The sequence below is a fragment of the Lysobacter humi (ex Lee et al. 2017) genome, from assembly GCF_054781815.1.
Map to the genome: position 1 here is coordinate 80798 of NZ_BAAGTR010000004.1, position 21113 is coordinate 101910.

18 protein-coding genes are annotated in these 21113 nt (G+C 69.2%); 4 read left to right on the top strand and 14 right to left on the bottom strand.

What is annotated here, in order from left to right:
* Positions 1-126 precede the first annotated feature (126 nt).
* On the top strand, positions 127-387 hold the full coding sequence (locus ACYVJJ_RS03265; protein WP_460831074.1) for a hypothetical protein: 261 nt from the start codon (positions 127-129) through the stop codon (positions 385-387).
* A gap of 74 nt (positions 388-461) precedes the next feature.
* Here the strand turns inward: ACYVJJ_RS03265 and ACYVJJ_RS03270 are convergent, their stop codons facing one another.
* From ACYVJJ_RS03270 to ACYVJJ_RS03315, 10 genes are all read right to left on the bottom strand, one after another.
* Entirely contained in the window at positions 462-3449 is a 2988-nt protein-coding gene (locus tag ACYVJJ_RS03270; protein WP_460831076.1) for an RHS repeat-associated core domain-containing protein, read from the bottom strand.
* Positions 3450-3529: 80 nt separating this feature from the next.
* Positions 3530-6370, bottom strand: coding sequence for a wall associated protein (locus ACYVJJ_RS03275; protein WP_460831077.1), 2841 nt, complete (start codon positions 6368-6370; stop codon positions 3530-3532).
* Positions 6371-6495: 125 nt separating this feature from the next.
* Positions 6496-7770 (bottom strand): DUF58 domain-containing protein, encoded by a 1275-nt coding sequence (locus tag ACYVJJ_RS03280; RefSeq protein ID WP_460831079.1) that lies wholly within the window; start codon positions 7768-7770, stop codon positions 6496-6498.
* Positions 7771-7859: 89 nt separating this feature from the next.
* The gene (locus ACYVJJ_RS03285; protein ID WP_460831210.1) at positions 7860-8819 is read right to left on the bottom strand and encodes an AAA family ATPase; all 960 of its coding nucleotides are present in this window, start codon (positions 8817-8819) and stop codon (positions 7860-7862) included.
* Between the two features lie 17 nt (positions 8820-8836).
* The gene (locus ACYVJJ_RS03290) at positions 8837-9991 is read right to left on the bottom strand and encodes a DUF4350 domain-containing protein (RefSeq protein WP_460831080.1); all 1155 of its coding nucleotides are present in this window, start codon (positions 9989-9991) and stop codon (positions 8837-8839) included.
* On the bottom strand, positions 9988-11547 hold the full coding sequence (locus tag ACYVJJ_RS03295; protein WP_460831082.1) for a DUF4129 domain-containing protein: 1560 nt from the start codon (positions 11545-11547) through the stop codon (positions 9988-9990). Before ACYVJJ_RS03295 ends, ACYVJJ_RS03290 begins: the two co-directional genes overlap by 4 nt.
* A complete protein-coding gene (locus ACYVJJ_RS03300) occupies positions 11544-12548 on the bottom strand; it encodes a stage II sporulation protein M (RefSeq protein WP_460831084.1) in 1005 nt (334 codons plus the stop codon). Before ACYVJJ_RS03300 ends, ACYVJJ_RS03295 begins: the two co-directional genes overlap by 4 nt.
* The gene (locus ACYVJJ_RS03305) at positions 12545-13264 is read right to left on the bottom strand and encodes an RDD family protein (RefSeq protein WP_460831086.1); all 720 of its coding nucleotides are present in this window, start codon (positions 13262-13264) and stop codon (positions 12545-12547) included. The genes ACYVJJ_RS03300 and ACYVJJ_RS03305 overlap by 4 nt, the downstream gene beginning before the upstream one ends.
* A gap of 10 nt (positions 13265-13274) precedes the next feature.
* Complete coding sequence (locus ACYVJJ_RS03310) at positions 13275-13883, bottom strand: RDD family protein (RefSeq protein WP_460831088.1); 609 nt, start codon at positions 13881-13883, stop codon at positions 13275-13277.
* A gap of 49 nt (positions 13884-13932) precedes the next feature.
* Entirely contained in the window at positions 13933-14469 is a 537-nt protein-coding gene (locus ACYVJJ_RS03315; protein WP_460831090.1) for a gamma carbonic anhydrase family protein, read from the bottom strand.
* A 75-nt stretch (positions 14470-14544) separates the two neighbouring features.
* On the opposite strand from ACYVJJ_RS03315, the gene ACYVJJ_RS03320 reads away from it, so the two are divergent.
* Positions 14545-15945: a coniferyl aldehyde dehydrogenase gene (locus ACYVJJ_RS03320; protein WP_460831091.1), complete on the top strand. Its 1401-nt coding sequence runs from the start codon at positions 14545-14547 to the stop codon at positions 15943-15945.
* Here the strand turns inward: ACYVJJ_RS03320 and ltaE are convergent.
* Complete coding sequence (gene ltaE / locus ACYVJJ_RS03325; protein ID WP_460831092.1) at positions 15942-16952, bottom strand: low-specificity L-threonine aldolase; 1011 nt, start codon at positions 16950-16952, stop codon at positions 15942-15944. The genes ACYVJJ_RS03320 and ltaE overlap by 4 nt on opposite strands.
* 68 nt (positions 16953-17020) lie before the next feature.
* On the opposite strand from ltaE, the gene xth reads away from it, so the two are divergent.
* Complete coding sequence (gene xth, locus ACYVJJ_RS03330) at positions 17021-17824, top strand: exodeoxyribonuclease III (protein ID WP_460831094.1); 804 nt, start codon at positions 17021-17023, stop codon at positions 17822-17824.
* 57 nt (positions 17825-17881) lie between these two features.
* Here xth and ACYVJJ_RS03335 read toward each other — a convergent pair whose 3' ends face one another.
* On the bottom strand, positions 17882-18154 hold the full coding sequence (locus tag ACYVJJ_RS03335; RefSeq protein WP_460831095.1) for a GlsB/YeaQ/YmgE family stress response membrane protein: 273 nt from the start codon (positions 18152-18154) through the stop codon (positions 17882-17884).
* A gap of 181 nt (positions 18155-18335) precedes the next feature.
* The gene (locus ACYVJJ_RS03340) at positions 18336-19703 is read right to left on the bottom strand and encodes an AMP-binding protein (RefSeq protein WP_460831096.1); all 1368 of its coding nucleotides are present in this window, start codon (positions 19701-19703) and stop codon (positions 18336-18338) included.
* A gap of 66 nt (positions 19704-19769) precedes the next feature.
* Between ACYVJJ_RS03340 and ACYVJJ_RS03345 the strand changes: the two genes are divergently transcribed.
* Positions 19770-20357: a 4'-phosphopantetheinyl transferase family protein gene (locus ACYVJJ_RS03345; RefSeq protein ID WP_460831098.1), complete on the top strand. Its 588-nt coding sequence runs from the start codon at positions 19770-19772 to the stop codon at positions 20355-20357.
* A gap of 64 nt (positions 20358-20421) precedes the next feature.
* Here ACYVJJ_RS03345 and rsmG read toward each other — a convergent pair whose 3' ends face one another.
* Complete coding sequence (gene rsmG / locus ACYVJJ_RS03350) at positions 20422-21072, bottom strand: 16S rRNA (guanine(527)-N(7))-methyltransferase RsmG (RefSeq protein ID WP_460831099.1); 651 nt, start codon at positions 21070-21072, stop codon at positions 20422-20424.
* Positions 21073-21113 lie beyond the last annotated feature (41 nt).

The following is a 21113-nucleotide window of genomic DNA, read 5'->3' on the forward strand; positions in this document are numbered from 1 at the left end:
CTGTTGCGAGTCGGTCGAGTTCGGAAACGAGAAGGCCCGCTGAGATGCGAGCCTTGATCGTTAGGGTCGCCGGAAGTGAACCCGACCCCGTTATTTCCTGGCCTTGATCGCTAGGGTCGGTGGGAAGTGAACCTGACCCCGTTTATTTCGGGGTCGCTGGGAAGTGAACCTGACCCCGTTATTGGTAGGGAAGTGAACCTGACCCCGTTATTTGGGGTCGCCGAAAGTGAACCTGACCCCGTTATTTCGTTTATTCGTCAAACGCCCGAATCATCGTTCGTCTGGGTCCCAGCCTATTGGGACACTTTGATGCAACCTTTCAGCAAAGCAACGAACGTGCACAAAGAAGTCTTGCGCGCCTTCCCGATTATCTGGATCCGTGCCTAATGAGTGAGCTGTGAGCCGAATAGGGTCAACAGCAGAACGTAACACCTCGTTGCCGCAATATGCGCACTGATATTTCATGGGATTCTATCCCATCCGTAACGCTGTGCAGTTTTTTGCGCCCTCTTGAGCGCCCATCCACCGCCTGACGTCACGAGTTTTCCCGCCTTATTAAACACTGCGAATGACACGCGATTTTGATTGACTGAGAAGAAGACACGCGCCCCATCTGCCTGAAAAGTCCGTGTGCCAAATAGCCTAACGTAGGCAAGACCTGCACGCGAGATCGCCCCGCCTCTTGTAGCTGCTGCGCCGAGGCGTACTGCCCCGTGCGCCGTGACGCCGAGCCCGCCGGCCTCCTTCAATACTGGAATTGCGTATGCTCCTGCATACATCGTAAGGCCGAGTATCGCTCCGACCGTGCCACCTGCACCTTGTGCTTGTGTTCGTCCGGCAAATTCCTCACGCGAGATGTTACCCAGAGCAAATTCACTCTGGTTGTACATAAAGTCACAGTCAGCACCTCCGTCGCAATACAGAGGATCACTCGACCGCTGCGCCCAGTAATTTTGTGGCTGCATAGCGGTGCGCCTAGTATCCGAACTGTCGTCCGCGCCATGCTCGATCGAGGTGCAATTGGTTGCGGCGCGGCCGCTTATTCTAGTGCCACACCCTGGCTTCTCCTTTGGAGCTCTGCCGTCGGGGTCGATATACGCGTATGGATTGTTATAGGAATATGCGTATCGATTGAAGTGATCAATGTTTCCTGTATGGGCATCAATTGGATCGACGCTCAGGAAACGTCCGACAGCAGAGTCGTAATACCGCTGCTGCATATAAGTCAGCCCGGTCGCCCCATCCATCACGTGCCCGGTATATCCAATCCCCTGGTACGCCGGCTTGCCGATCGCGCCGCCATACGGTTCCCACTCTGTCCGCGACATTACCTGGCCGGCCGCATCCGTCGTCGCCACCGGGCTCCCCAGCGCATCCGTATGGAAATATTTCAGCCGAACCTGGCCCGTAGCGAAGTCATACGTGCGATCGCCGATCAGGCTGCCGGCCAGGTAGTAGTGCTCGGTCCACTCCTTGTCCGTGTGCTCGAACATGATCTGCCCGGCCTGGCTGTAGACCGACAGCGTGTAGGCGTGGACGTCGCCGCCTTGGGCCGCTGGGGTGCGCCAGTTCAGCACGCGCCGGCCATGGCCGTCGTAACGGTACACCTCGCGATCCGGCGTGACGCGCAGACGGTTGCCGTAATCGAAATCGTAGCCCTGGCCGTTCTTCTGCCTCAGGTTGCCCTGCGGGTCGTAGGCGAACCCCATGACCGTCGCGCCCGCCGAGTTCTGGATGGCGGTGAGGCGGTTCGTGCCCGGCTCGTAGTAGTAATTGGCAAAGTCGCGGCCGCCGGCGTGCATCCACGACCGGATGTTGTCGACCGTGTCGTAGGTGAAGCGATGCCAGGCATCGCCGCCAAAGGCCCACGAGCCGGCCGCCGTCAGGCGGTCGAGGCCGTCGTAGTACATGTGGCGGTTGTAGTGGCCGCCACGCGCGTTGTCGTAGATGTCCTTGACGTTGCCGTTCGGGTCGTACGTGAACGTGGTATCCAGCGGAACGCTGGCGCCGGCGCTGCGCGTACGCGAGGGGAGCTGGCGCGCGTTCTGCTCCATCGTGTGCACAATGCCGTTGCCGTAGGTGAACTGGCGGATCGAGCCATTCGGGTAGTAGCGAACGCCGGTCGCGAACGTGCCCGTGTTGGCAACCACCTGCGTCGGCTGGCCGAGCGCATTCGGGCCGAAATACGTGATGGCACCGGTCTGGGTCTGGGTGGTCGTGCTCAGGTTGCCGTGCGCGTCGTAGCCGTAGCCCAGGCCCCAGTCGTACCAGCCCGGCTGCGACGAGCCTTCACCGGTGAGCATCCGGCGGCTGTTGTACTGGTAGGTATTCACGACCGGGCTTTGATTGCCGGGATCGTTGTAGGTGGTGATCCGCTCAGGCAGGCCGTCGGCGGTGTAGCTCCAGATCTGATTGCCGCGGCCATCGGGGAAGTTCAGCGTCTTCAGGCGATTGCGGGCGTCGTAGTCCCGCGACGACGCGCGCGGAGCGATCGCCGGGTCGCCGTAGTCACAGCGATCCGCAGCGGGAAGCGCAAGACCGCTTGCCGACCAGGCGAGGTTGCCGGCCGCGTCATAGGCCATCACGGTCGAACCCGTTTCAGGCTCGATCACCTTGCAGAGCTGCTGGTGCTGGTCGTAGACGTAGCGACGCGTGATCGACGCCGGCGATGGGGCGGGCGGGGGGAGGCCGGGCACACTGAATGTGCCCGACTGGCTCAATACGTTGTTGGGTTGCCCGACTGGCGAGATCCCATGCACGTGGAGGGTGCGTCCGCCATGGACGCGGCGGATCTCCTCGGTAAGCGGGACGGCGAAGCGGTGGCTGGTGCCCGTCGACTGGCAGGCAGCCGCCACGGCGGGCTCGCTCGCCACGGCGGCCCGGCTGCTGGTGACGAAGCTGCCGGTGCCGTAGGCGCCGCCGGCATAGACATGCACGTCGATCGACGTGTTCGAGCCTGTCGTGCATGCCCAACCCCGGAGGTGGGGTACACCACCGGGGTAGTCGATGCCGTCGATGTTGCCGATCACGCGCGAGGCATCGAGAGTGATGCTCACTGCGGGTGATGCCGTGCTCGCGCCGCGTGTATCGGTCGCGGCGGCCTGAAGCGAGTGGGTTCCGGGCGGTGCATTGACCCACTGCACCTCGTAGGGCGCCGTGGTGTCCGTACCGATCAGCTGCGTCCCCGCATAGAACTTCACCGATGCGACGCCGTCGTCGCTATCGCGTGCGTTGGCAGTGAGCGTAAGAGTCCGCGGGGCAAAGCCATGATTTCCTGCGGCCGGCGACGTGAGGCTCACGACCGGCTTGGCATTGACAGGCGTGGTCGAGCACGAGCCCGTCCGGGTTGGCTCGGGGCAGTACTGCGCCGCAGCTGGCATCGGCACGGCGACCAGCGTGGCCGTGAGGGCGAACAGGCTGCCGAACAGCGCCATGTTGATTCGAGACATGTTCCTTTCCCTGGATCCGCTACTGCAGATCGAGCGGACTCGCGCGGCCGGCTGCGACAGCCGGTCGCGCGAGCGTGGCATTAGTTGGTCGGGCCGCGATTGATCGATTTCGGCTTGCCGAAGATGTCCCGCTCGATCACCGTGCGGGTGTTCTCCGCGCCATCGATCAGCACCGGCGAATCGAACGACGGGACGTCGAAGACCTGGAATTCCTCGACCGTCGCGAAGCCCCGTGGATTGGTGGTCACGCGACGGAAGCCAGGCTGGTAGTCGATCCGAGTCGTCAATACCCCCTGCTCGGAGTCCTGCTCGGTCTGGACCGGCCGCCCCAACGCGTCGAACTTCGTTCGCGTCCCATTGGCGACGTCGGCCCACGTCACCGCGCCCGACTCGTAGGGGTTTCTGGGATAAGACGCGAATGTCACGTTTCCGCGCATGTCGTAGCGCTTCGCGACCCACGACTCTGAGGTGGGGCGGTCCGCCGCATCGAAGGACTCTTCGACGATGGGGCGGAGCAGTCCATCGAACAGGGCGATTTTCCGGGCGTTCCCGGTCTCCTCGACGCGGCGCCATGAGCCCGCGGGAACGCCATATTCGGCCGTCGGCAGCTGGTCGTGACGGATACGGGTCGCGTGCCAATGCGTGGTGTCGCAGACGCCCGGTTGACTCTCCGACGGGTGCTCGACCAGCGACACTCGGCCCATCGCGTCGTAGCCATAGCAGGTCTTGGAGCCGGCCTCGTTGGTTACCGCGCGGATCCATCCCATGTCATCGACCGACGCGGTCTCCTGCGTGCCATCGGGATGCTGGATCAACTGCGGGATCCCGCGCTTCCAGTCGGAAAGGCGCGTCGTGTTGCCACGCCCATCCGCCGCCGTCGACAATCGCCCGGCGCTGTCGTAGGTCATGGTCTGCTCAAGCTTGCCGAAGCCATAGACGCGCTCAGGCAATGCCTGTGCGTTGTAGTCCGTGCGAGAGACCTCGATCCCGGACGTCGCGGTACGTGCCGTCTGCCCGAGAACCCAGAGCGCGGTATTGTCGTGGTAGCTGGTTTCGTCGATACGCTGGTAACCGCGACTGCTCGACCGAACCTCCTTCACCGGGCGTAGATTGGCGTCCAGGCAGAGCTGCGCGCCATAGCAGCTGCGATCCACCTGCCAGTTGAAACTGGCGTCCTGCTGGTTGATGACACGCGCGATCTCGGGCCTCGGGAACTCTGCCGTGAACCCGTCACCAAGATAGCCAAGCGGGCTCGTGCCGATGCGCGTCGGATAAGGCCGCCCGACCTGGGCCAGCTCATAGGCTTTCGTGGTCACCCGCAGGATGTTTGCCGCGTCCGCGCCTTCCTCGATCTTGAGCAGCTTTCCTTCGTTGTACCGATAGGAATTTCCGAAGGTGTAGCGCTTCCAGCCGTCCGGGCCGATGATGGTCGTCGTCCCGCTGCCGGCACAGTCGTCCGAGACGCAAATCGGCTCCGCGCAGGTATCGCTGTCGCACTTGTAGGGCTCGGTCTGGCCGTCGGGGAAAAACCAGCTGTGCCCATAGCTGTACTCATACGTCCATACGGACGACGCAAGCGACGGACCGGACAGCGTCTTCTTCATCAGGGCAATGGCATGCCAATTGATGGGAAAGATCGCGTAGTCGTTCGTCGGATCGTTGTAGTTGTTTGAAGCCGTCGAAGGTACGTAGTTCCGACAAAGAGCCGGGACCTTTGTGCGGCCGAACCGCTGGGGCGCGGTCTCGAAAGTTCCGACTGCGCCGGACGGATGCGTGATCGTGCCCACGAAGGGCCCGGAGAACATCGGGTCGAGGCCGGCCAGTCGAAAGCATGTACGCCAGTTCGGTGTATCGGCCGCTGCGTATTCGATCTCGGAGCTAAGCGCTGAGAAATTGATCTTCCATGACGATCCGTCCGGAAGCAGGACCTGCGAAAGCGATGGCGCGCTATAGCGGGTCGCATAGCCGTAGATGTACTGAAAAAGCTGCGTGCCGGCGACGACCTGGTCTACAAGGCCCGAGCCGTTGTAGCGGAAGGTGATCGATCGCCCATCGCTCGACGTGATCGAATTAATCTTCAGCGGCCGGTCGTAGGTATTAGAGTAGTTGTAAGCCACCCAATTGCCGAAGCGATCTTCAACGCGGGTCGCATAGAGGACATTCGTACGGCGCGGCACTTCGTCGGAGGCATACGCCGCGGTCGGGTTGGTGTCGTACGGGTTCGTCCGATTCGGAACCTGCCAGATCTCGACGTGCGGGTCCGCGACGTACTGGGCCATATGATTGAACCAGTACTTGGTCCCATCAGGCGCCAGAGCGAAAAAGCCCTGGCCAGGTGCGTTGTTGACGGAGGCGAGACAGCTGAACATCACCCGCCCCGAAGTGGTCCAGACATATGGGCCACCTGCCGTTGGCATATTTGTCGAAGATGTCGGGCGAAGCAGCTCGCCGCCCCCGGGCATATCCGCCTTGGTACCCTTCCAGTAATGGCGGCCGGGAGCCAAATTGGCATCCGGGTCGGCTACGACGGGCACCCCTGGAGGCTCCGCCTTGTCACAGCGGTCGTTGTGCCAAGTGACCGAGAAGAGCCCACTAATGTTCGGGATGTCGATCTGCCAGTCGCCAAATACTGCGCCCGGAAGCCCCTTCGAACTCGCATCAAATTTGCGCGTCACGGCGACCGGCAGCGCCGAGTTGCCTGGCAGGACAGCGTCGGTCGCAGAGAACTGCAATGCCCCGGTCGCGAGATCAATGTGGTCGCCGAACAGGTCGGGGCCTTGCTGCGTCAGTGTTTTCCGTGCGCTGATGAGCTTGTCATATTCCTCCCACGGCTCCTTCTTGGCCGCGGTTGAAACCGACATGCATGAAACGCACACGAGAACGAGCGCCGCGCTCATGCGGCGGTTGATGAGACTCGACATTATCCCCTTCCCTTTCGGCCCTTCCCGCCGAATTCCTTGGTACGGCCTGCGCCGCGCGCCAATCATACGTAGTGGTCCCCATGGCCGCTACGGGTGGAACCATTCACTCGATTCTTCACGTCGGGCTACAACGCCCCTTCCCGCTTCACTGCCAGATACCGCTCCACCAACGCGCCCGGCAGTTCCGCGCACGTCACGTCGAGCACCATGACGCCATGCGCGCGCAAGGCTTCGTGCGCCGCAGCACGACGCGCGAGGTACTGCGCCGTCGCACCTGCACGCAGGGCGCCCTGCAGGTCATCGACCTCGCTCGCGAGCGACTCGTCGAGCGCGGTCTCGCGCAGGCTCGCCACGCAGACCAGATGGCGCTTGCGCAGCAGCGCGACGCCGGCGAGCACATCGTCCATGTCCTCGTCGCGCAGGTTGGTCACCATCATCACCAGGGCACGGCGGCGCTGGCGCAGGGCGACGTCGGTGGCGGCGGCGAGGAAGTCGGTGGCGACCGGTTGCGGCTGCAATGCATACGTCGCGCCGAGCAGGCGGTCGATCGCGGTGGAGCCGCGTTGCGGCGGCACCCAGGCGCTGTCGCCGCCGCTCGCGAGCAGCCCGACGCCGTCGCCCTGGCGCAATGCGAGCCATGCGACGAGCAACGAGGCGTCGAGCACGTGGTCGAAATGCGACATCTCACCGTCGCGCGCCATCAGGCGGCGGCCGGTGTCGAGCATCAGCACGACCTGCTGGTTGCGCTCGTCCTGATATTCGCGCGAGACGAGGCGGCGCGTACGCGCGGTGGCCTTCCAGTCGATCTGGCGCAGCGAGTCGCCGACGCGGTACTCGCGCATCTGGTGGAAGTCGGTGCCCTCGCCGCGGCGGCGCTTGAGATGCGCGCCGACGAGCCTTGAGGCCTGCTCGGAGGAGAACAGCGCGAATTTCGCGAGCGGTGCGAAGTTGGGAAAGACGCGGACGCGGTGCGCGGTCGGCGCGATCACGTCGCGATGCAGCAGGCGCCACGGCGAGTGCAGGCGCAGCTGCGTGCCCTCGAAGTCGAAGTCGCCGCGCGCGGTCGGGCGCAGCGTGTACTCGACGCTCGCCTCGCGATCGCGCTTGAGCGTGATGCGGCGGGGCAGGCCCTGCATCGGCCAGCCGCCGGGGTGCAGGTCGAAGACATCGAAGCGCAGCGCGCGTGGCGCCTCGTCGAAGACGAGGTTGACGGTGGACTCGATGCCGACGGGCCAGGTGTCGGCCATGCGGCGGCGCACGCGCGGCGCGCGCAGGCGCAGCAGGCGCAGCGCGTCGAGCAGCACGATCGCGCCGAGCGCGATGCCGGCCCAGGTCCAGAGCCGCGCATCGACGAGATGGAAGCTCGCGGCGACGCCGAGCAGCCCCCACGACGCCAGCAATGCGAACAGCGGCGCGGCCGGGCGCGGCCAGGCCGTGCGACGCGGTGTCGCGTCACGGGCGGTCGCACGGCTCGGGGCTCGCCTTTGGTTCACTGACGCGGGGCTTGCACGCGTGCGAGCAGGGCCTGCAGCACGGTGTCGGGCGACTGCCCTTCGAGCTGCAGTTCGGGCGCCAGGCCGATGCGGTGGCGCAGCGCGGGCAATGCGACCTCGCGCACGTCGTCCGGCGTGACGAAATCGCGGCCGGACAGCACTGCCTGCGCACGCGCGCAGCGCACCAGCGCGATCGAGCCGCGCGGGCCGGCGCCGAGCGCGATACCGGCCCAGTCACGCGTGCTCGCGGCCACGCGCACGGCGTAGTCGATTACCGCGTCGTCGACGTGGATCATCGCGGTGGCCTGCTGCATGGCGACGAGCTCGTCCGGGCCCATCACGCGCGGCACGCGCGAGAGGTCGAAGGTGCTCGCAGCGCCGCGCGAGACGTCGGCCACCATGCGCGTCTCGTCTTTGATGTCGGGATAGCCGATCAGCACCTTCAGCAGGAAGCGGTCGAGCTGCGCCTCGGGCAGCGGGTACGTGCCCTCGTGCTCGAGCGGGTTCTGCGTGGCGAGCGTCATGAACGGCGGCGGCAGCTCGAAGCTCTGGCCTTCGATCGTGACCTGGCGCTCGGCCATGGCCTCGAGCAGCGCGGCCTGCGTCTTGGCCGGCGCGCGGTTGATCTCGTCGGCGAGCAACAGGTTGGTGAACACCGGGCCGCGACGGATCGAGAAGGTCTCGGTCTTCGGGTCCCACACCGCGTGACCGCTGATGTCGCTCGGCATGAGGTCGGGCGTGAACTGCACGCGGGCGAAGCCGCAGTCGAGCGCGCGGGCGAGCGCGCGCACCAGCAGCGTCTTGCCGAGGCCGGGCACACCCTCGATCAGCACGTGGCCGCCGGCGAGCAGCGCGACGAGGATCTGCTCGAGCATGCGCGACTGCCCGATGAAGGCCTCACCCACGGCCTCGCGCAGGCGCGCGGCGTGGTCGGCAAGCTGCTCGGCAGTGAGCATCGGGGCGGGGGTATCGGTCATAGCCGGTTTCTCATGCGGACGAGGGTTCTGATGCGCGCGACGAAGGCCTTGCGGTCGCGCGGATCCGGAGGGGTGAGCGCATCCTGGATCTGCGCCACGGAAAACTTGAGCCGCTCGGCGAGCGCGACGGCCTGCACGTGGCCTTCGAGCGCGGCCGTGTGCGGATCGCGGCGGCGCAGGCGCGCGAGGAAGGCATCGCGCATCGCCTCGTGCAGGCGCACGGCCTGGCCGTAGCGCCACTGGTGCTCGCCGCTCGCGCCGACATGCTCGAGCAGCGAACGTCGCGCACGCTCGGGCGTGGGCTGCAGCGGCCCGAGGCGGCGCATGCGGGCGAGCAGCCAGCCGGCGAGCAGCAGCACGAGCGGCAGCCAGACGCGCCAGCCCTCGCGCAGCAGCGTGGCCCACAGCGAGGGGATGTCCGTGGCATGCACGAGGTGCACGACGCCGTCGCTGCGGGCCGGGAACAGCTGCAGAGCGAAGGCGGCGGTCTCGGCATCCTCGAGGCCGTCGGTGGTCAGCGGGCCCATCGAGGCCAGCACGTCGATAGTGCCGCGACCGCCCGGCATCCGCAGGCGAGCAAAGACGTCGCCGTCGCCCGCGTCGCCCCACCGCCGCAGTGCACCGGCCGGTGCGTCGAAACGGCGATCGCCGCAGAAGAGCGAGGTCGGCTCCTTGCCGACGCGCAGCGAGGCGCAGGGCGCATAGTCGTCGCGCGGCCTGATCCCGAGCTCGGCGAGCAGGCGACCGCGGCGCCGGGCCGTGCCGCTGCGCAGCTCGGGCCGCACGAAGTCCTCGATGTCGCGCGCATTCGGCGGCAGCGCGACGACGAGGTGGCCGCCGCGGCGCAGCCAGTCGGCGAGCGCGTCGGTGGTGGGTGCGTCGAGCAAGCGCGGATCGCCGTCGTAGACGATCACATCGCGGGGGCCGGGCTGCATCGCGCGCAGGTCGAGGCGATAGGCCGGGCGCACGCGGCGGCCCTGCGTCTCGAGCACCACGCGCAGGCCGAACAGCGGATTGCTCGCGGCCTCGCCGGTGCGCGGCAGCGTGATCCAGCGGTCGACGCGCTTGAAGGTGTGGAGCCACCAGGCGGTCGCGCCACCGACGAGCGCGAGCATCAGGGCCACGAGCAGTGCGATGCGCGTGCGGCTCATGCGCGCCACCCGAAGCGCGGCGCCGCGGCGGCGATCAGTGCGTCGAAGGCGTCGGCGTCCGGCATGCGGTCGGCATAGGCCGCGTGCTGCCAGAGCCGGACCACGCGCGCGAACGCGTCGCGCATGTCGGCCGGGAGCGCGGCGGCGGCGCGCAGGCACTGGGCCTCGGTCGCGCCCGGCGGCAGCGGCCGGCCGGTGGTGGCGAGCATCGCTTCGACGCTCGCGCGGTACAGCAGCCCCAGCGCATCGCGCGGGCGGCCGTCCGCATACAGGCGGCGCGCCGCGGCGACGATGTCGTCGGGCAGGGGCGCGTCGGCGACGGCCTCGCGCTCGACGATCGCCTTCGGCGCGGCCGGCGGCGGCGTGCCGAGCGCGCGCAGCCACGGCCACCAGCGTCGGGCGGTGAGCAGGAGCAGCAGGACGAGGGCGCCGCCGAGCGCCCAGAGCAACAACTCGCCGGCGGTCGCGACGCCGCCGAGCAGTGCGCGCAGCCATTCGGGCATGCGGCTGTTCTTCTCAGGCTCGTCTTTTTTCGGGTGCCGCCGCTCCCACGTGCCGACCTTGCGCTTGGGCGTCAGCCGCGGGTCCTTGTAGGCGCGCTCGGCGGCGTCGATCAGCGGTTTCTCGGGGCGACGCTCGTCGCCGAAGATCTGCGCGATCGTCTTCGATTCGGTGGTGGTGTCGCCGACCGGCAGCGGGCAGCGTGGGGCAGCGGCACGCGGCGGCGCATCGACTTCGGCCTGCGCGCGCGCAGCGAGCGGTAGCAGGCAGGCCACCAGCAGCAGCGCGCCCGCCGCGCCGCTGGTGAGGCGCTGCGCCATGCGCCGGAACGCGAGCTCGATGTCCCAGCCCTCGATCTCGGTGCGCCGGTTGAGGTACTGGCCGAAGCCGGTGCCGACGTAGAACGGCTCGAGCACGCACGTCGCCGCGAACATCAAGGCGTTCTGCAGCAGCGCGAGCCAGGCGGGCGCGTCCTGCAGGTGGCGCCAGAGCATCTGCATCGAGCTCTGCATGTATTCGGGCGGCACGAACAGGAAGGCGAGCAATGCGGTCGCGAGCGCGAGCGCGGCCTCGAAGTGGACGAACACGACCAGCGTGAGCGCCGCGACGCCATAGGCCGGGCCGGCGACCGCCGCGCGGCGCGCGCCCGCGGTGGCCGGGTCGCCGCCCTCCAGCATGTCCACGGGCATCAGCAGGGCGCGCGCCGGGGTCAGGCGCCGCCACAGCAGGTAGCCCCAGAGCGAGCGCCGGCCGTCGCGGAACGCGCCGCGCAGCGTCGTGCGCACGTCGGGCACCTCGCCGAAGACGGCGCGCGAGAGCACGAACAGCGGCACGCGATCGAAGGCCGGCTTGAGCCACCACATCAACAGCGGCGCGAGCCAGAGCAGGTCGAGCGCCCAGGCCGCGGCGTTGACGAGCACGAACACCGGCACCGCGAGCGCGAGCCAGGCGCGCCAGACGGCGCGCGCATGGCGCCGCACGAGCGCGGTGCCGAGCTCGACGGCCTCCCAGGCCGAACGCGGGCGCAGCACCACGGTGAGCGCGTCGATCCTCATGTGTCGCTATCCGCCGGCAGGCCGCGCCCGCCGCGCCACAGCCAGCCGAGCACGATCGTCCAGAGCACGGCGGCGACGCCGTATTTCACCGCCGCGGGCATCCAGCCGATCGACGACCAGAAGGCCTCGATGAAGGCGGCGATCAGCAGCATCACGAAAACGCCGGCGCACAGCAGCGCGCCGCGCCGGCCGGCGACCACGAGCGCATCCGCCCGCCGAAGGTTGCCGGGCGCGATCAGCCGCAGGCCGAGCTGCAGGCCCGCGCCGCCGGCGATCACGATCGCGGTCAGCTCGAAGGCGGAATGCCCGGCGACGAAGCGCCAGAACGGATCGCCGTACCCGATGGCCTGCAGGTGCCCGGCGACGCCGCCGATGATCACGCCGTTGGTGAGCAGCGCCCAGATCGTGCCGATGCCGCCGACGATGCCGAGCGCGAACGTGCGGAAGCCGATCGAGATGTTGTTCCAGATGTAGTGGCCGAACATCGCCAGGTCCGTGCCATCGTCGCGGCCGAGGCGGCGCTCGGGGTCGGCCGGGTCGTACATCGCCTCGAACTGCGCGAGCTGCTCGGGCGGGAACAGCGCGGCAGAGAGGTCCGGTTGCCACTGGATCGCCGCGAACATCAGCACCATTGGTACGTAGAGCAGCGCGGCGGCCGCCCACATCATTCCGGCCTCGGCGCGCACCAGCCGCGGGAAGCCGGCGAGCAGGAACACCGCCACGCGCGACCAGCGCGGCGGCGGCGTGCGGTAGATCACCGCATGGCCGCGCTGCATCAGCGCCTGCAGGCGGCCGGTGACCTGCGCGCTGTAGCCGCGCCGGCGCGCGAGCGCGAGGTGCTGGCACAGGCGCCGGTAGGCGGCGGGCACGTCGGCATCGGCGAGCTGCGCGATCTCCGGCGCGCGGCGTGCAGTGCGCGCGCTGTCGCCGCGCGCGTCGAGCCAGGCCTCGAGCGCGATCCACTCGTCCTGGTGGCGGGCGACGAAGACGTCCTGCTTCACAGGCGCCGCCCCAGCAGCCAGTTGGCCACCGCGAACAGGCGCGAGGCCGCCTGCGCGCCGCGTGCGTCCACCAGCGGGGCGGCGAGGTCGGCGAGTTCGTCGCGCCGTGCCACGGTGAGCTGCGGCGCACGCTCGGCGAACGCGACCACCGCGGCCTGCTCGGGCAGCTGCAACGGCACGCGTGGCGGCAGCGGATGCACGACCGGCGCCGCGCTGCCGTCGGTGTCGTCCACCGCATGCACCACCAGCGTGCCGGCGACCATGTCGCCGATCCGGCGCGCGGCCGGATCGGCGAGTGTCGCGACGAGGCCCGCCGCATAGCCGAACGGCAGCATGTCGACGGTACGCAGCAGGTTGCGGGTGAACGAGGCGCGCCAGCCGATCGGCGCGCCGTCGTCGGCGATCACGCGCAGGCGCAGCGCGCGCTTGCCCGGCGTGCGCCCGTCCCACAGCACCTCGAAGAGCACGGGATAGAGCCAGGTGACGACGAACAGGAGCACGAGGTGCACGCCGAGGCCGGCGTCGCCGAGGAAGCCCAGCGCGATCGCGCCGGCGAACAGGATCGCGCCGCGCAGCAGGAAGTCGATCGTCCACGCGAGCGCGCGCGGTACCGGCCCGGCGACGGGCAGGTGCAGGGCGACGCCTTCGGGCGTCACCACGTCGTGGTGGGTGTCGAGGAGCGTGCGCATCCGTGCCGCCGCGTCGAGACGCGGCATCGTTCTCGGATCAGGCGGTAACGACGATCGTATCGGCGATGTGGTCGTGCAGGCACCGCCGCGCCACGGTGAAGATGAAGAGCACGTTGATCAACGCGAACGCCGAGTTGAGGTAGGGCGATACGGCAGCGAGGACCGCACCGATCACCACCAGGGCTCCGAAGCGCATGAAGACCAGTCGTGCAAGGCTCGCGTCGTCGCCATCGCTGCGGACGATGCGGATGCCGATGACGCGCTTGCCGATGGATTGCCCGTGCTGGTAGAGCAGCACGAGGTTCCAGGCGATCAGCCCGGCCATCAGCAGGCCGGCAAGGAGGAGCGCAGTGGTCGCACCGGTGGTGGAATGCACTTCACCGGTGAGCATGTACTGACGGATCACCTTGTAGCTGGCCAGGAAGACCAGACCGACCGGGACCATCAGAAGCGCCGTATTGATGAGATGCGCGAGCAGCCGCGCGACCCGCCCGGCGAGCACGGGTTCGACCGCCTCGCGCGCATCCACCCCGGGCCCGAACGACAGCCCGGTCAGCGACTGCGGCACCCCCGGCGCGGCTGCGATCGGCGTCGCGAGCTCGTACGGATTCCATTCCCGACCGGTGTCGGCGTTCGACTGGCTCATCGTGGTGATCCCCCTAGGATGGCCGCGACTTTAACCGGCCGTGGAGGCCTCAGCCACCCGTGAGATAGCGGTCCTTGAGCCGGACGTAGTGCTGGGCCGAGTAGTACAGGCCTTCGATCTCGGCCTCGCTCAGCATCCGCACCTTCTTGGCCGGATTGCCGAGCCACAGCTCGCCCTCGCCGACGACCTTGCCCGGCGGAACCAGTGCGCCGGCGCCGACGAAGCCGTGCTTCCTCACCACCGCGCCGTCGAGCAGGACCGCGCCCATGCCGATCAGCACCGCATCCTCGATCATGCAGGCGTGGATGATCGCCTTGTGGCCGATGGTGACGTCCGAGCCGATGCGCGTGGCGAAGCCGCCGAGCTTGGCGTGCGGGCCGTCGTGGCTCACGTGGATCACCGTGCCGTCCTGCACGTTGGTGCGGTCGCCGATGCGGATGAAGTTGACGTCGCCGCGGATCACCGTGCCCGGCCAGACGGAGGTGTCCTCGCCGAGGACGACATCGCCGATCACCGTGGCGGCATCGTCGACATAGGTGCGTGCGCCGAGCACGGGGCGGTGGTCGAGATAGGGTCGCAGGGCCATGCGTGCATTGTAGGCGCGCTCGCGCGCATTCCCGCCTGCGCGCTCGATGCCGACGGCAGCGCCTAGACTGCCCCGATGAGCGATCCGACCGCCGACCTCGCCCCCACGCATGCCCGCCTGCTCGACGCCTGGCGCCGCCGTCGCCCCGACCTCGACCAGCGCCGCGACGACCTGCGCCGCCTGCGCGCGGCCTTCGTGGCCGGGCAGGCGGCGATGGACGCGGCGATCCGCGGAGACTTCGGCCATCGCTCGAGCCACGAGAGCCTGGTCGCCGAGTCGATGGTGGTGCTCGCCGAGATCGACCACACGCTGCGCCACCTGCGCGCCTGGTCGCGACCGCGGCGCGCATCGGTGGGCTGGCGCCTGTGGCCGGCGCGCGCACGGGTGCAGCCGATGCCGATCGGCGTGGTCGGCATCATCGCGCCGTGGAACTATCCGGTGAACCTCGCGCTGGTGCCGCTGGTGAGCGCGATCGCGGCGGGCAACCACGTGTACCTGAAGCCGAGCGAGCACACGCCGCGCACGAGCGAATGGCTGCGCGCGCTGCTCGCCGACGTGTTTCCGGACGACCGCGTCGCCGTCGCGCTCGGCGGCACCGACGTGGGCGCCAGATTCGCCGCCCTCCCCTTCGACCACCTGCTGTTCACCGGCTCCACCGCGGTCGGCCGCAAGGTGATGGCCGCGGCCGCGCCAAACCTCACACCGGTCACGCTCGAGCTCGGCGGCAAGGCGCCTGCGGTGGTCTGCCCGGACTTCCCGATCGACGTCGCCGCGCGCCGCATCGCGACCGGCAAGTGGTTCAACGCCGGCCAGACCTGCATCGGCGTGGACTACGCGCTGGTCGACCGCGCCCGCCTGCCCGCTTTCGTTTTGGCCCTGCGCGACGAACTCGCGACGCGCTACGGCGACATCGCGGCATCCACCGATTACACCCGGATCATCAACGAAGCGCAGTACGCGCGCCTTCGTGGCTACATCGAGGAAGCGCGGGATGCGGGCTGCGAGGTGATCATGCCCTTCGGCGACGGCGACCCGGCGACGCGCCTGCTGCCGCCGGTACTCGTGGTCGAACCGCCGGCAACGCTCCGCCTCATGCGCGAGGAGATCTTCGGACCGATCCTGCCGGTGCTCGGCTATGACCGCGTGGACGACGCGGTCGCGCGCATCGATGCGCTGGAGCGTCCGCTCGCGCTGTATCCCTTCAGCCATTCGCGCGACGCCGTCACGCGCATCGTCGACGGCACGCTCGCCGGCGGGGTCACCGTGAACGACACGCTGATGCACTTCGGCGCGCAGGGGCTGCCCTTCGGCGGCATCGGCCCGAGCGGCATGGGCGCGATCCACGGTCGCGCGGGCTTCGACACCTTCAGCAAGCTGCTGCCCGTCTTCGAACAGAACCGCCTGGCGGCCACCGACTGGCTGCGACCGCCGTACCGCGGCTGGGTCGACCGCGCGATCCGTCGGCTGGCGCGCTAGGCGGCGAAGCGCTCGAACGCCGCGAGGGTGCGGTCGACGGCCGCATCGTCCACGTCGAGGTGCATGACCAGCCGCACCTGCGGCAGGTAGCCCGTCGAGATGAGGATGCCCGCGCCGAACAGGTGCGCCTTGAGCGCGAGCTGCCTGTCGACGGGGATGTCGACGAAGGCCATGTTGGTGTGCTGCGCGGACACCGGGAAGCCCGCCGCGCGCAGGCCTTCGGCGAGCCGTGCGGCGCGCGCATGGTCGTCGGCGAGGCGCGCGACGTGGTGGTCGAGCGCATGCAGCGCACCCGCGGCGAGAACGCCCGCCTGTCGCATGCCGCCGCCGCAGACCTTGCGCCAGCGCGTCGCCCGCGCGATCAGCTCGCGCGTGCCGACGAGCACCGAACCCACCGGTGCACCGAGGCCCTTCGACAGACAGATCGAGACGCTGTCGAAATGTTTCGCGACCTCGCGGATCGGCACGCCCAGCGCAACCGCCGCGTTGTAGGCACGCGCGCCGTCGAGGTGCAGCGCCAGCGCGCGACGATCGCAGAGCGTACGCGCCGCGGCCAGGTAATCGAGCGGCAGCACGCGCCCGTGCCACGTGTTCTCCAGGGCGAGCAGGCGCGTGCGCGCGAAGTGCGGATCGACCGGCTTGATCGCGCGCTCCACGGCATCGAGCGGCAGCGTGCCATCCGGTGCATGGGGGATCGGCTGCGGTTGAATAGAGCCCAGCACCGCCGCGCCACCACCCTCGTACTTGTAGGTGTGCGCATCCATGCCGACGATGTATTCGTCGCCGCGCTCGCAGTGCGCGAGCAGAGCGACGAGGTTGGCCTGCGTGCCGCTCGGCGTGAACAGGCCGGCCTCGAAGCCGAGCTCCTCCGCCATGCGCGCCTGCAGCGCGTTGACCGTGGGGTCTTCGCCGTAGACGTCATCGCCGACCGGCGCGCGCAGCATCGCGGCGCGCATGGCCTCGGTGGGCCGGGTGACGGTATCGCTGCGCAGGTCGATCGGGTCCATGGGGCATCGGGCGGGAGACGGCTCGCGATCATGCCAGCCCGAGCGCGCGGTGCGGCTAGACTGGCGTGATGAAGATCTACAGCTGGAACGTCAATTCGCTCAACGTGCGCCTGCCGCACCTCGAGGCCTGGCTCGCGAAGGCGCGCCCGGATGTGGTCGCGCTGCAGGAGACCAAGCTCGAGGACGCACGCTTTCCCGACGGCGAGCTCGCCACCGTGGGCTACCGCAGCGTGTTTTCCGGGCAGAAGGCCTACAACGGCGTGGCGATCCTCGCGCGCATGGACGGCCCGGCCGCCGGTGGCCTGCAGGACGTGCAGGCCGGCATCCCCGGCTTCGACGACGTGCAGCGCCGCGTGCTCGCGGCCACCGTCGGCGGCGTGCGCATCGTCGACGTCTACGTGGTGAACGGGCAGTCGGTCGGCAGCGAGAAATACGACTACAAGCTGCGCTGGCTCGACGCGCTGCACGGCTGGCTCGAGCAGGAGCTCGCGCGGTACCCGAAGCTGGTGCTGCTGGGCGACTTCAACATCGCACCCGACGATCGCGACGTGCACGATCCCGCGCAGTGGAACGACGATCACATCCTGACGTCCACCGCCGAGCGGGCCGCATTGCGGCGGCTCGAGGCGCTCGGGCTGCACGATGCGTATCGCGCGCTGTCGCCGGAGGGTCGCGACTTCAGCTGGTGGGACTACCGCCAGTTCGCACTGCGCCGCAACCTCGGGCTGCGCATCGACCTCACGCTCGTCTCCGAGGCCCTGCGCAGCGAATGTGTCTCGGCCGGCGTCGACCGCGAGCCGCGCGGCTGGGAGCGCCCGAGCGACCATGCGCCGGTGTGGGTGGAACTCGCACGCGATCAGGCCGCGCCTTGAGTGCAAAAGAAAAGGCCCGGCGATGCCGGGCCTTTCGCTTCGTCGGGTGCAGTGCGATTAGCGCACGCGGCCACGACGGAACATGTTGACGATCGCGAGCAGGACGACGGCGCCCAGCAGCGACATCAGCAGGCCCGACAGCGAGAAGTCGCCGCTGTTGATGTTGCCCGCATCGCCCATCAGCATGCCGCCCAGCCAGCCACCGAGGAACGCGCCGACGATGCCGACCACGATGTTCATGAGCGCGCCCTGCTGAGCGTCGGTTTTCATGATCATGCTCGCGATCCAGCCGATGATGCCGCCGACGATCAGCCAAATGATGAAGCTCATGGTGTGTCTCCTTTCCAGTCAGAGGGTGGGTTCGGCACCCTAAGCATTAGGTGCGAGCGCAGTCTGGAAAGGCGGCCGTGATGGCAGCGTCGCGTTTTTCGCGCAGGCCATGCGTCCACGCGTGGTGCCTGCGTGAATTCAAGCGGCGGTTTCTGCGCCGTTCAATTTCCGCGGCGGTGCGTCATGCGTCGAGCAGTTCGAGCACGCGCGCGCGCGGCAGCTTGCCGGTGTCGTTGCGCGGCAATGATGCGACGCAGCGAAGCCGGCGCGGCACGAACACCGGATCGATCTGCGCGCGCAGTGCACGCAGGATCGCATCGGGCGCGAGCGTCGGGGCGACGGCGAGTGCGGCGATGCGGCGCACGCCGCGCACATCGGGCTCGAGCTGCACGACGACGCCGTCGACCACGCCCGGCACGGCGAGCAGTCGACGCGTGAGGTCACCGAGCGAGGCGCGCTTGCCGGCGATCTCGAGCAGGTCGGCATTGCGGCCGCGCAGGTGGAACCGTCCGTCGGCAAGCACTTCAACGAGGTCGGCGAGCACGACCGGCACGGCGAGGTGCGCGGCGTCGGCGAGCGTGCCGTCGGGCTGCGGCACGAGGCGCACACCCGGCAACGGGGTCCAGGCCTCGTCGTGCGCGGTGCGTCGGCGCGCGAGCACGCAGGTCTCGGTCGAGCCGAACAGCTCGCGTACCTCGCAGGCGAACACGTCCTCCGCGGCCTGCGCGAGTTCGCGCGGCAGCGGCGCCGTGGCCGAGACGATGCCGGCGACGGGCGGGAACTCGAACGACGGGTCGTCCACGCGCGCCTGCACGAGCGCGCGCAGGTGCACGGGCGTGGTGACGAGCAGCGCCGGGCATGCGCAGTCGGCAAGCGCGCGCGCGACGTCCTCCGGGAAGAACGGGCGCGCGCCGTGCACCGCGACGTCGCCGAGCAGCGGCATCAGCACCGACATCTCCATGCCGTACATGTGCTGCGGCGGCACGGTGGCGACGATCGGCGTGGTGCCGCCGGCGTCGAGGAGATCCCCGATGGCGGCGAGGTTCTGCCGGGTGCTCGTGGCGAAGGCGGCGAGCGTCTTCGGGTTGGGCTTGGGCTGGCCGGTGCTGCCGGAGGTGTAGCCGACCACCAGCGTGGTGTCTGCAGGGATCGCCGGCGCCGGGCCGTGCAGCGTGGGGAGCACGTCGGGCAGCCGCCAGTAGCCCGGTGGCTCGGGCGCGAGGTCGCGATCGGAGATGCAGACCGCGCCCGGGTGCTCGGCGAGCGCGGCGTCGATCGCGGCGGGTGCACGCGAGGGCGGAAGCAGCGTGACCTGGCCGCGCAGCGCCGCCGCGCACAGCGCGACGATGAAGCGGTAACGGTCCTCGCAGAGATTGATCACATGCCGCGCGGGCGGCAGCGCGGCGGCAATGGCCCGCACATGGCCCTCGAACTCGGCGCGGACGATCGCGCGCGGGCCGTCGAAGGCGACCACGCGGTCGGGCGCGCCTGCGACCAGCGCCTGCAGCTCCAGGACTTCCGTACCACCTGACGCGATGACCGCCGACATGCCGCTACACCTGGACCGCTCCCCTGCCGCCTACTTTACGCTGCAGGCCCCGCCCGGTCAGCCGCAATGCAGGAATCCGCGCTCCCGTTCCCGTTCGGCCCGGTCGAGGCCGGCCTGCTGCCGCGCCCGTCGGGCGCCGCCGCCGAACCGCTCGCCCGGGCCTGGCTCGCGCCGCGGCTGGGGGCCGCGCCGGCCGATCTCCCGCTGCGACGCGACGCGCACGGCCGGCCGCGCCTCGGGCTCGCGGGCCGCGACTGCAACTGGAGCCACAGCGGCGGGCACCTGCTGGTCGCGCTCGGCCGGGGGGTCGACGTCGGCGTCGACGTGGAGGTCGCGCGCCCCCGCCCGAAGGCCCTCGAGCTCGCGCAGCGCTACTTCCATCCGGCCGAGGCGGCGGAACTCGCCGGCCTCGCCGAGGCCGACCGCTCGGCGGCGTTCCTGCGCCTTTGGTGTGCGAAGGAGGCCTTGCTCAAGGCGCACGGCCGGGGGCTCGCCTTCGGGCTCGACCGCCTGCGCTTCGCGGGCTTCGCCGAGACGACGCCGGTGCTGGTCGAGGCTGACCCGGCACTGGGACCGGTCGGGGGCTGGCGGCTCGAAGGGCTCGACGTGCCGGGCGCGGTCGCCGTCATCGCCTGGCGCACGCCGGCGGGCTGAGGGCCCGTCCGGTCCGGGGCGGACGCAGGTGCGCGACCGCCCGAGGCCGATGTCGATCGGCGCGCTAGGCCCGCGCGACCACCACCAGATGCCGCTCCGCGCCGAGGCCCGGCACGTCCAGCGGGTCGCTCGAGTGCAGGCGCCAGCCGGGCGGGAGCTGGGCCAGCTCGTCGGCCGGGTGCACGCCCTTCATTGCGAGCAGCACGCCGTCCTTGCTGAGCAGGTGCCCGCCGAGCTCGAGGATAAGCGGGATCGTGGCGAGCGCGCGCGCGGTGATCGCTGCATAGCCGCCCGGCTCGTCGAGCGCCTCGATGCGCGACTCGGCAACGCGCGCGCCGGGCAGGCCGAGCTCGCGGATGGCCTGGCGCATGAAGCGCGCCTTCTTGCCGGCGCTCTCCACCAGCGTGACCCGCAGGCCCGGCTTGACGATCGCCAGCGGGATGCCCGGCAGACCCGCGCCGGTGCCGAGGTCGGCCAGCGCGCCGCCTGCAGCATGGAGCGGATCGACGTAGGCATGCATGGCGAGCGAGTCGAGCAGGTGCTTGGTCACCATCTCGCGCGGGTCGCGGATGGCGGTCAGGTTGTAGGCGGCGTTCCATCGCAGCAACAGCGCGAGGTAGTCGAGCAGGCGCGGCGCGTGGGCGGCATCGAGCCCGAGCGCGGTCAGGCCGGACTCGAGCATCGGTCGGAGGTCGGAGGGCAGGTCGGTCGCCATCGCGCCAGTATGACGGGCGTCGCGCGGCGGGCACCGGCCGT

What these genes read in the sequence shown, in the direction of transcription:
- ACYVJJ_RS03270 (WP_460831076.1), bottom strand. Translation starts at nt 3,449, where the DNA reads ATGTCTCGAATCAACATGGCGCTGTTCGGCAGCCTGTTCGCCCTCACG.
- ACYVJJ_RS03275 (WP_460831077.1), bottom strand. Translation starts at nt 6,370, where the DNA reads ATGTCGAGTCTCATCAACCGCCGCATGAGCGCGGCGCTCGTTCTCGTG.
- ACYVJJ_RS03285 (WP_460831210.1), bottom strand. Translation starts at nt 8,819, where the DNA reads ATGCTCACTGCCGAGCAGCTTGCCGACCACGCCGCGCGCCTGCGCGAG.
- ACYVJJ_RS03290 (WP_460831080.1), bottom strand. Translation starts at nt 9,991, where the DNA reads ATGAGCCGCACGCGCATCGCACTGCTCGTGGCCCTGATGCTCGCGCTC.
- ACYVJJ_RS03295 (WP_460831082.1), bottom strand. Translation starts at nt 11,547, where the DNA reads ATGAGGATCGACGCGCTCACCGTGGTGCTGCGCCCGCGTTCGGCCTGG.
- ACYVJJ_RS03305 (WP_460831086.1), bottom strand. Translation starts at nt 13,264, where the DNA reads ATGCCGCGTCTCGACGCGGCGGCACGGATGCGCACGCTCCTCGACACC.
- ACYVJJ_RS03310 (WP_460831088.1), bottom strand. Translation starts at nt 13,883, where the DNA reads ATGAGCCAGTCGAACGCCGACACCGGTCGGGAATGGAATCCGTACGAG.
- ACYVJJ_RS03315 (WP_460831090.1), bottom strand. Translation starts at nt 14,469, where the DNA reads ATGGCCCTGCGACCCTATCTCGACCACCGCCCCGTGCTCGGCGCACGC.
- ACYVJJ_RS03320 (WP_460831091.1), top strand. Translation starts at nt 14,545, where the DNA reads ATGAGCGATCCGACCGCCGACCTCGCCCCCACGCATGCCCGCCTGCTC.
- ltaE (WP_460831092.1), bottom strand. Translation starts at nt 16,952, where the DNA reads ATGGACCCGATCGACCTGCGCAGCGATACCGTCACCCGGCCCACCGAG.
- xth (WP_460831094.1), top strand. Translation starts at nt 17,021, where the DNA reads ATGAAGATCTACAGCTGGAACGTCAATTCGCTCAACGTGCGCCTGCCG.
- ACYVJJ_RS03335 (WP_460831095.1), bottom strand. Translation starts at nt 18,154, where the DNA reads ATGAGCTTCATCATTTGGCTGATCGTCGGCGGCATCATCGGCTGGATC.
- ACYVJJ_RS03340 (WP_460831096.1), bottom strand. Translation starts at nt 19,703, where the DNA reads ATGTCGGCGGTCATCGCGTCAGGTGGTACGGAAGTCCTGGAGCTGCAG.
- ACYVJJ_RS03345 (WP_460831098.1), top strand. Translation starts at nt 19,770, where the DNA reads ATGCAGGAATCCGCGCTCCCGTTCCCGTTCGGCCCGGTCGAGGCCGGC.
- rsmG (WP_460831099.1), bottom strand. Translation starts at nt 21,072, where the DNA reads ATGGCGACCGACCTGCCCTCCGACCTCCGACCGATGCTCGAGTCCGGC.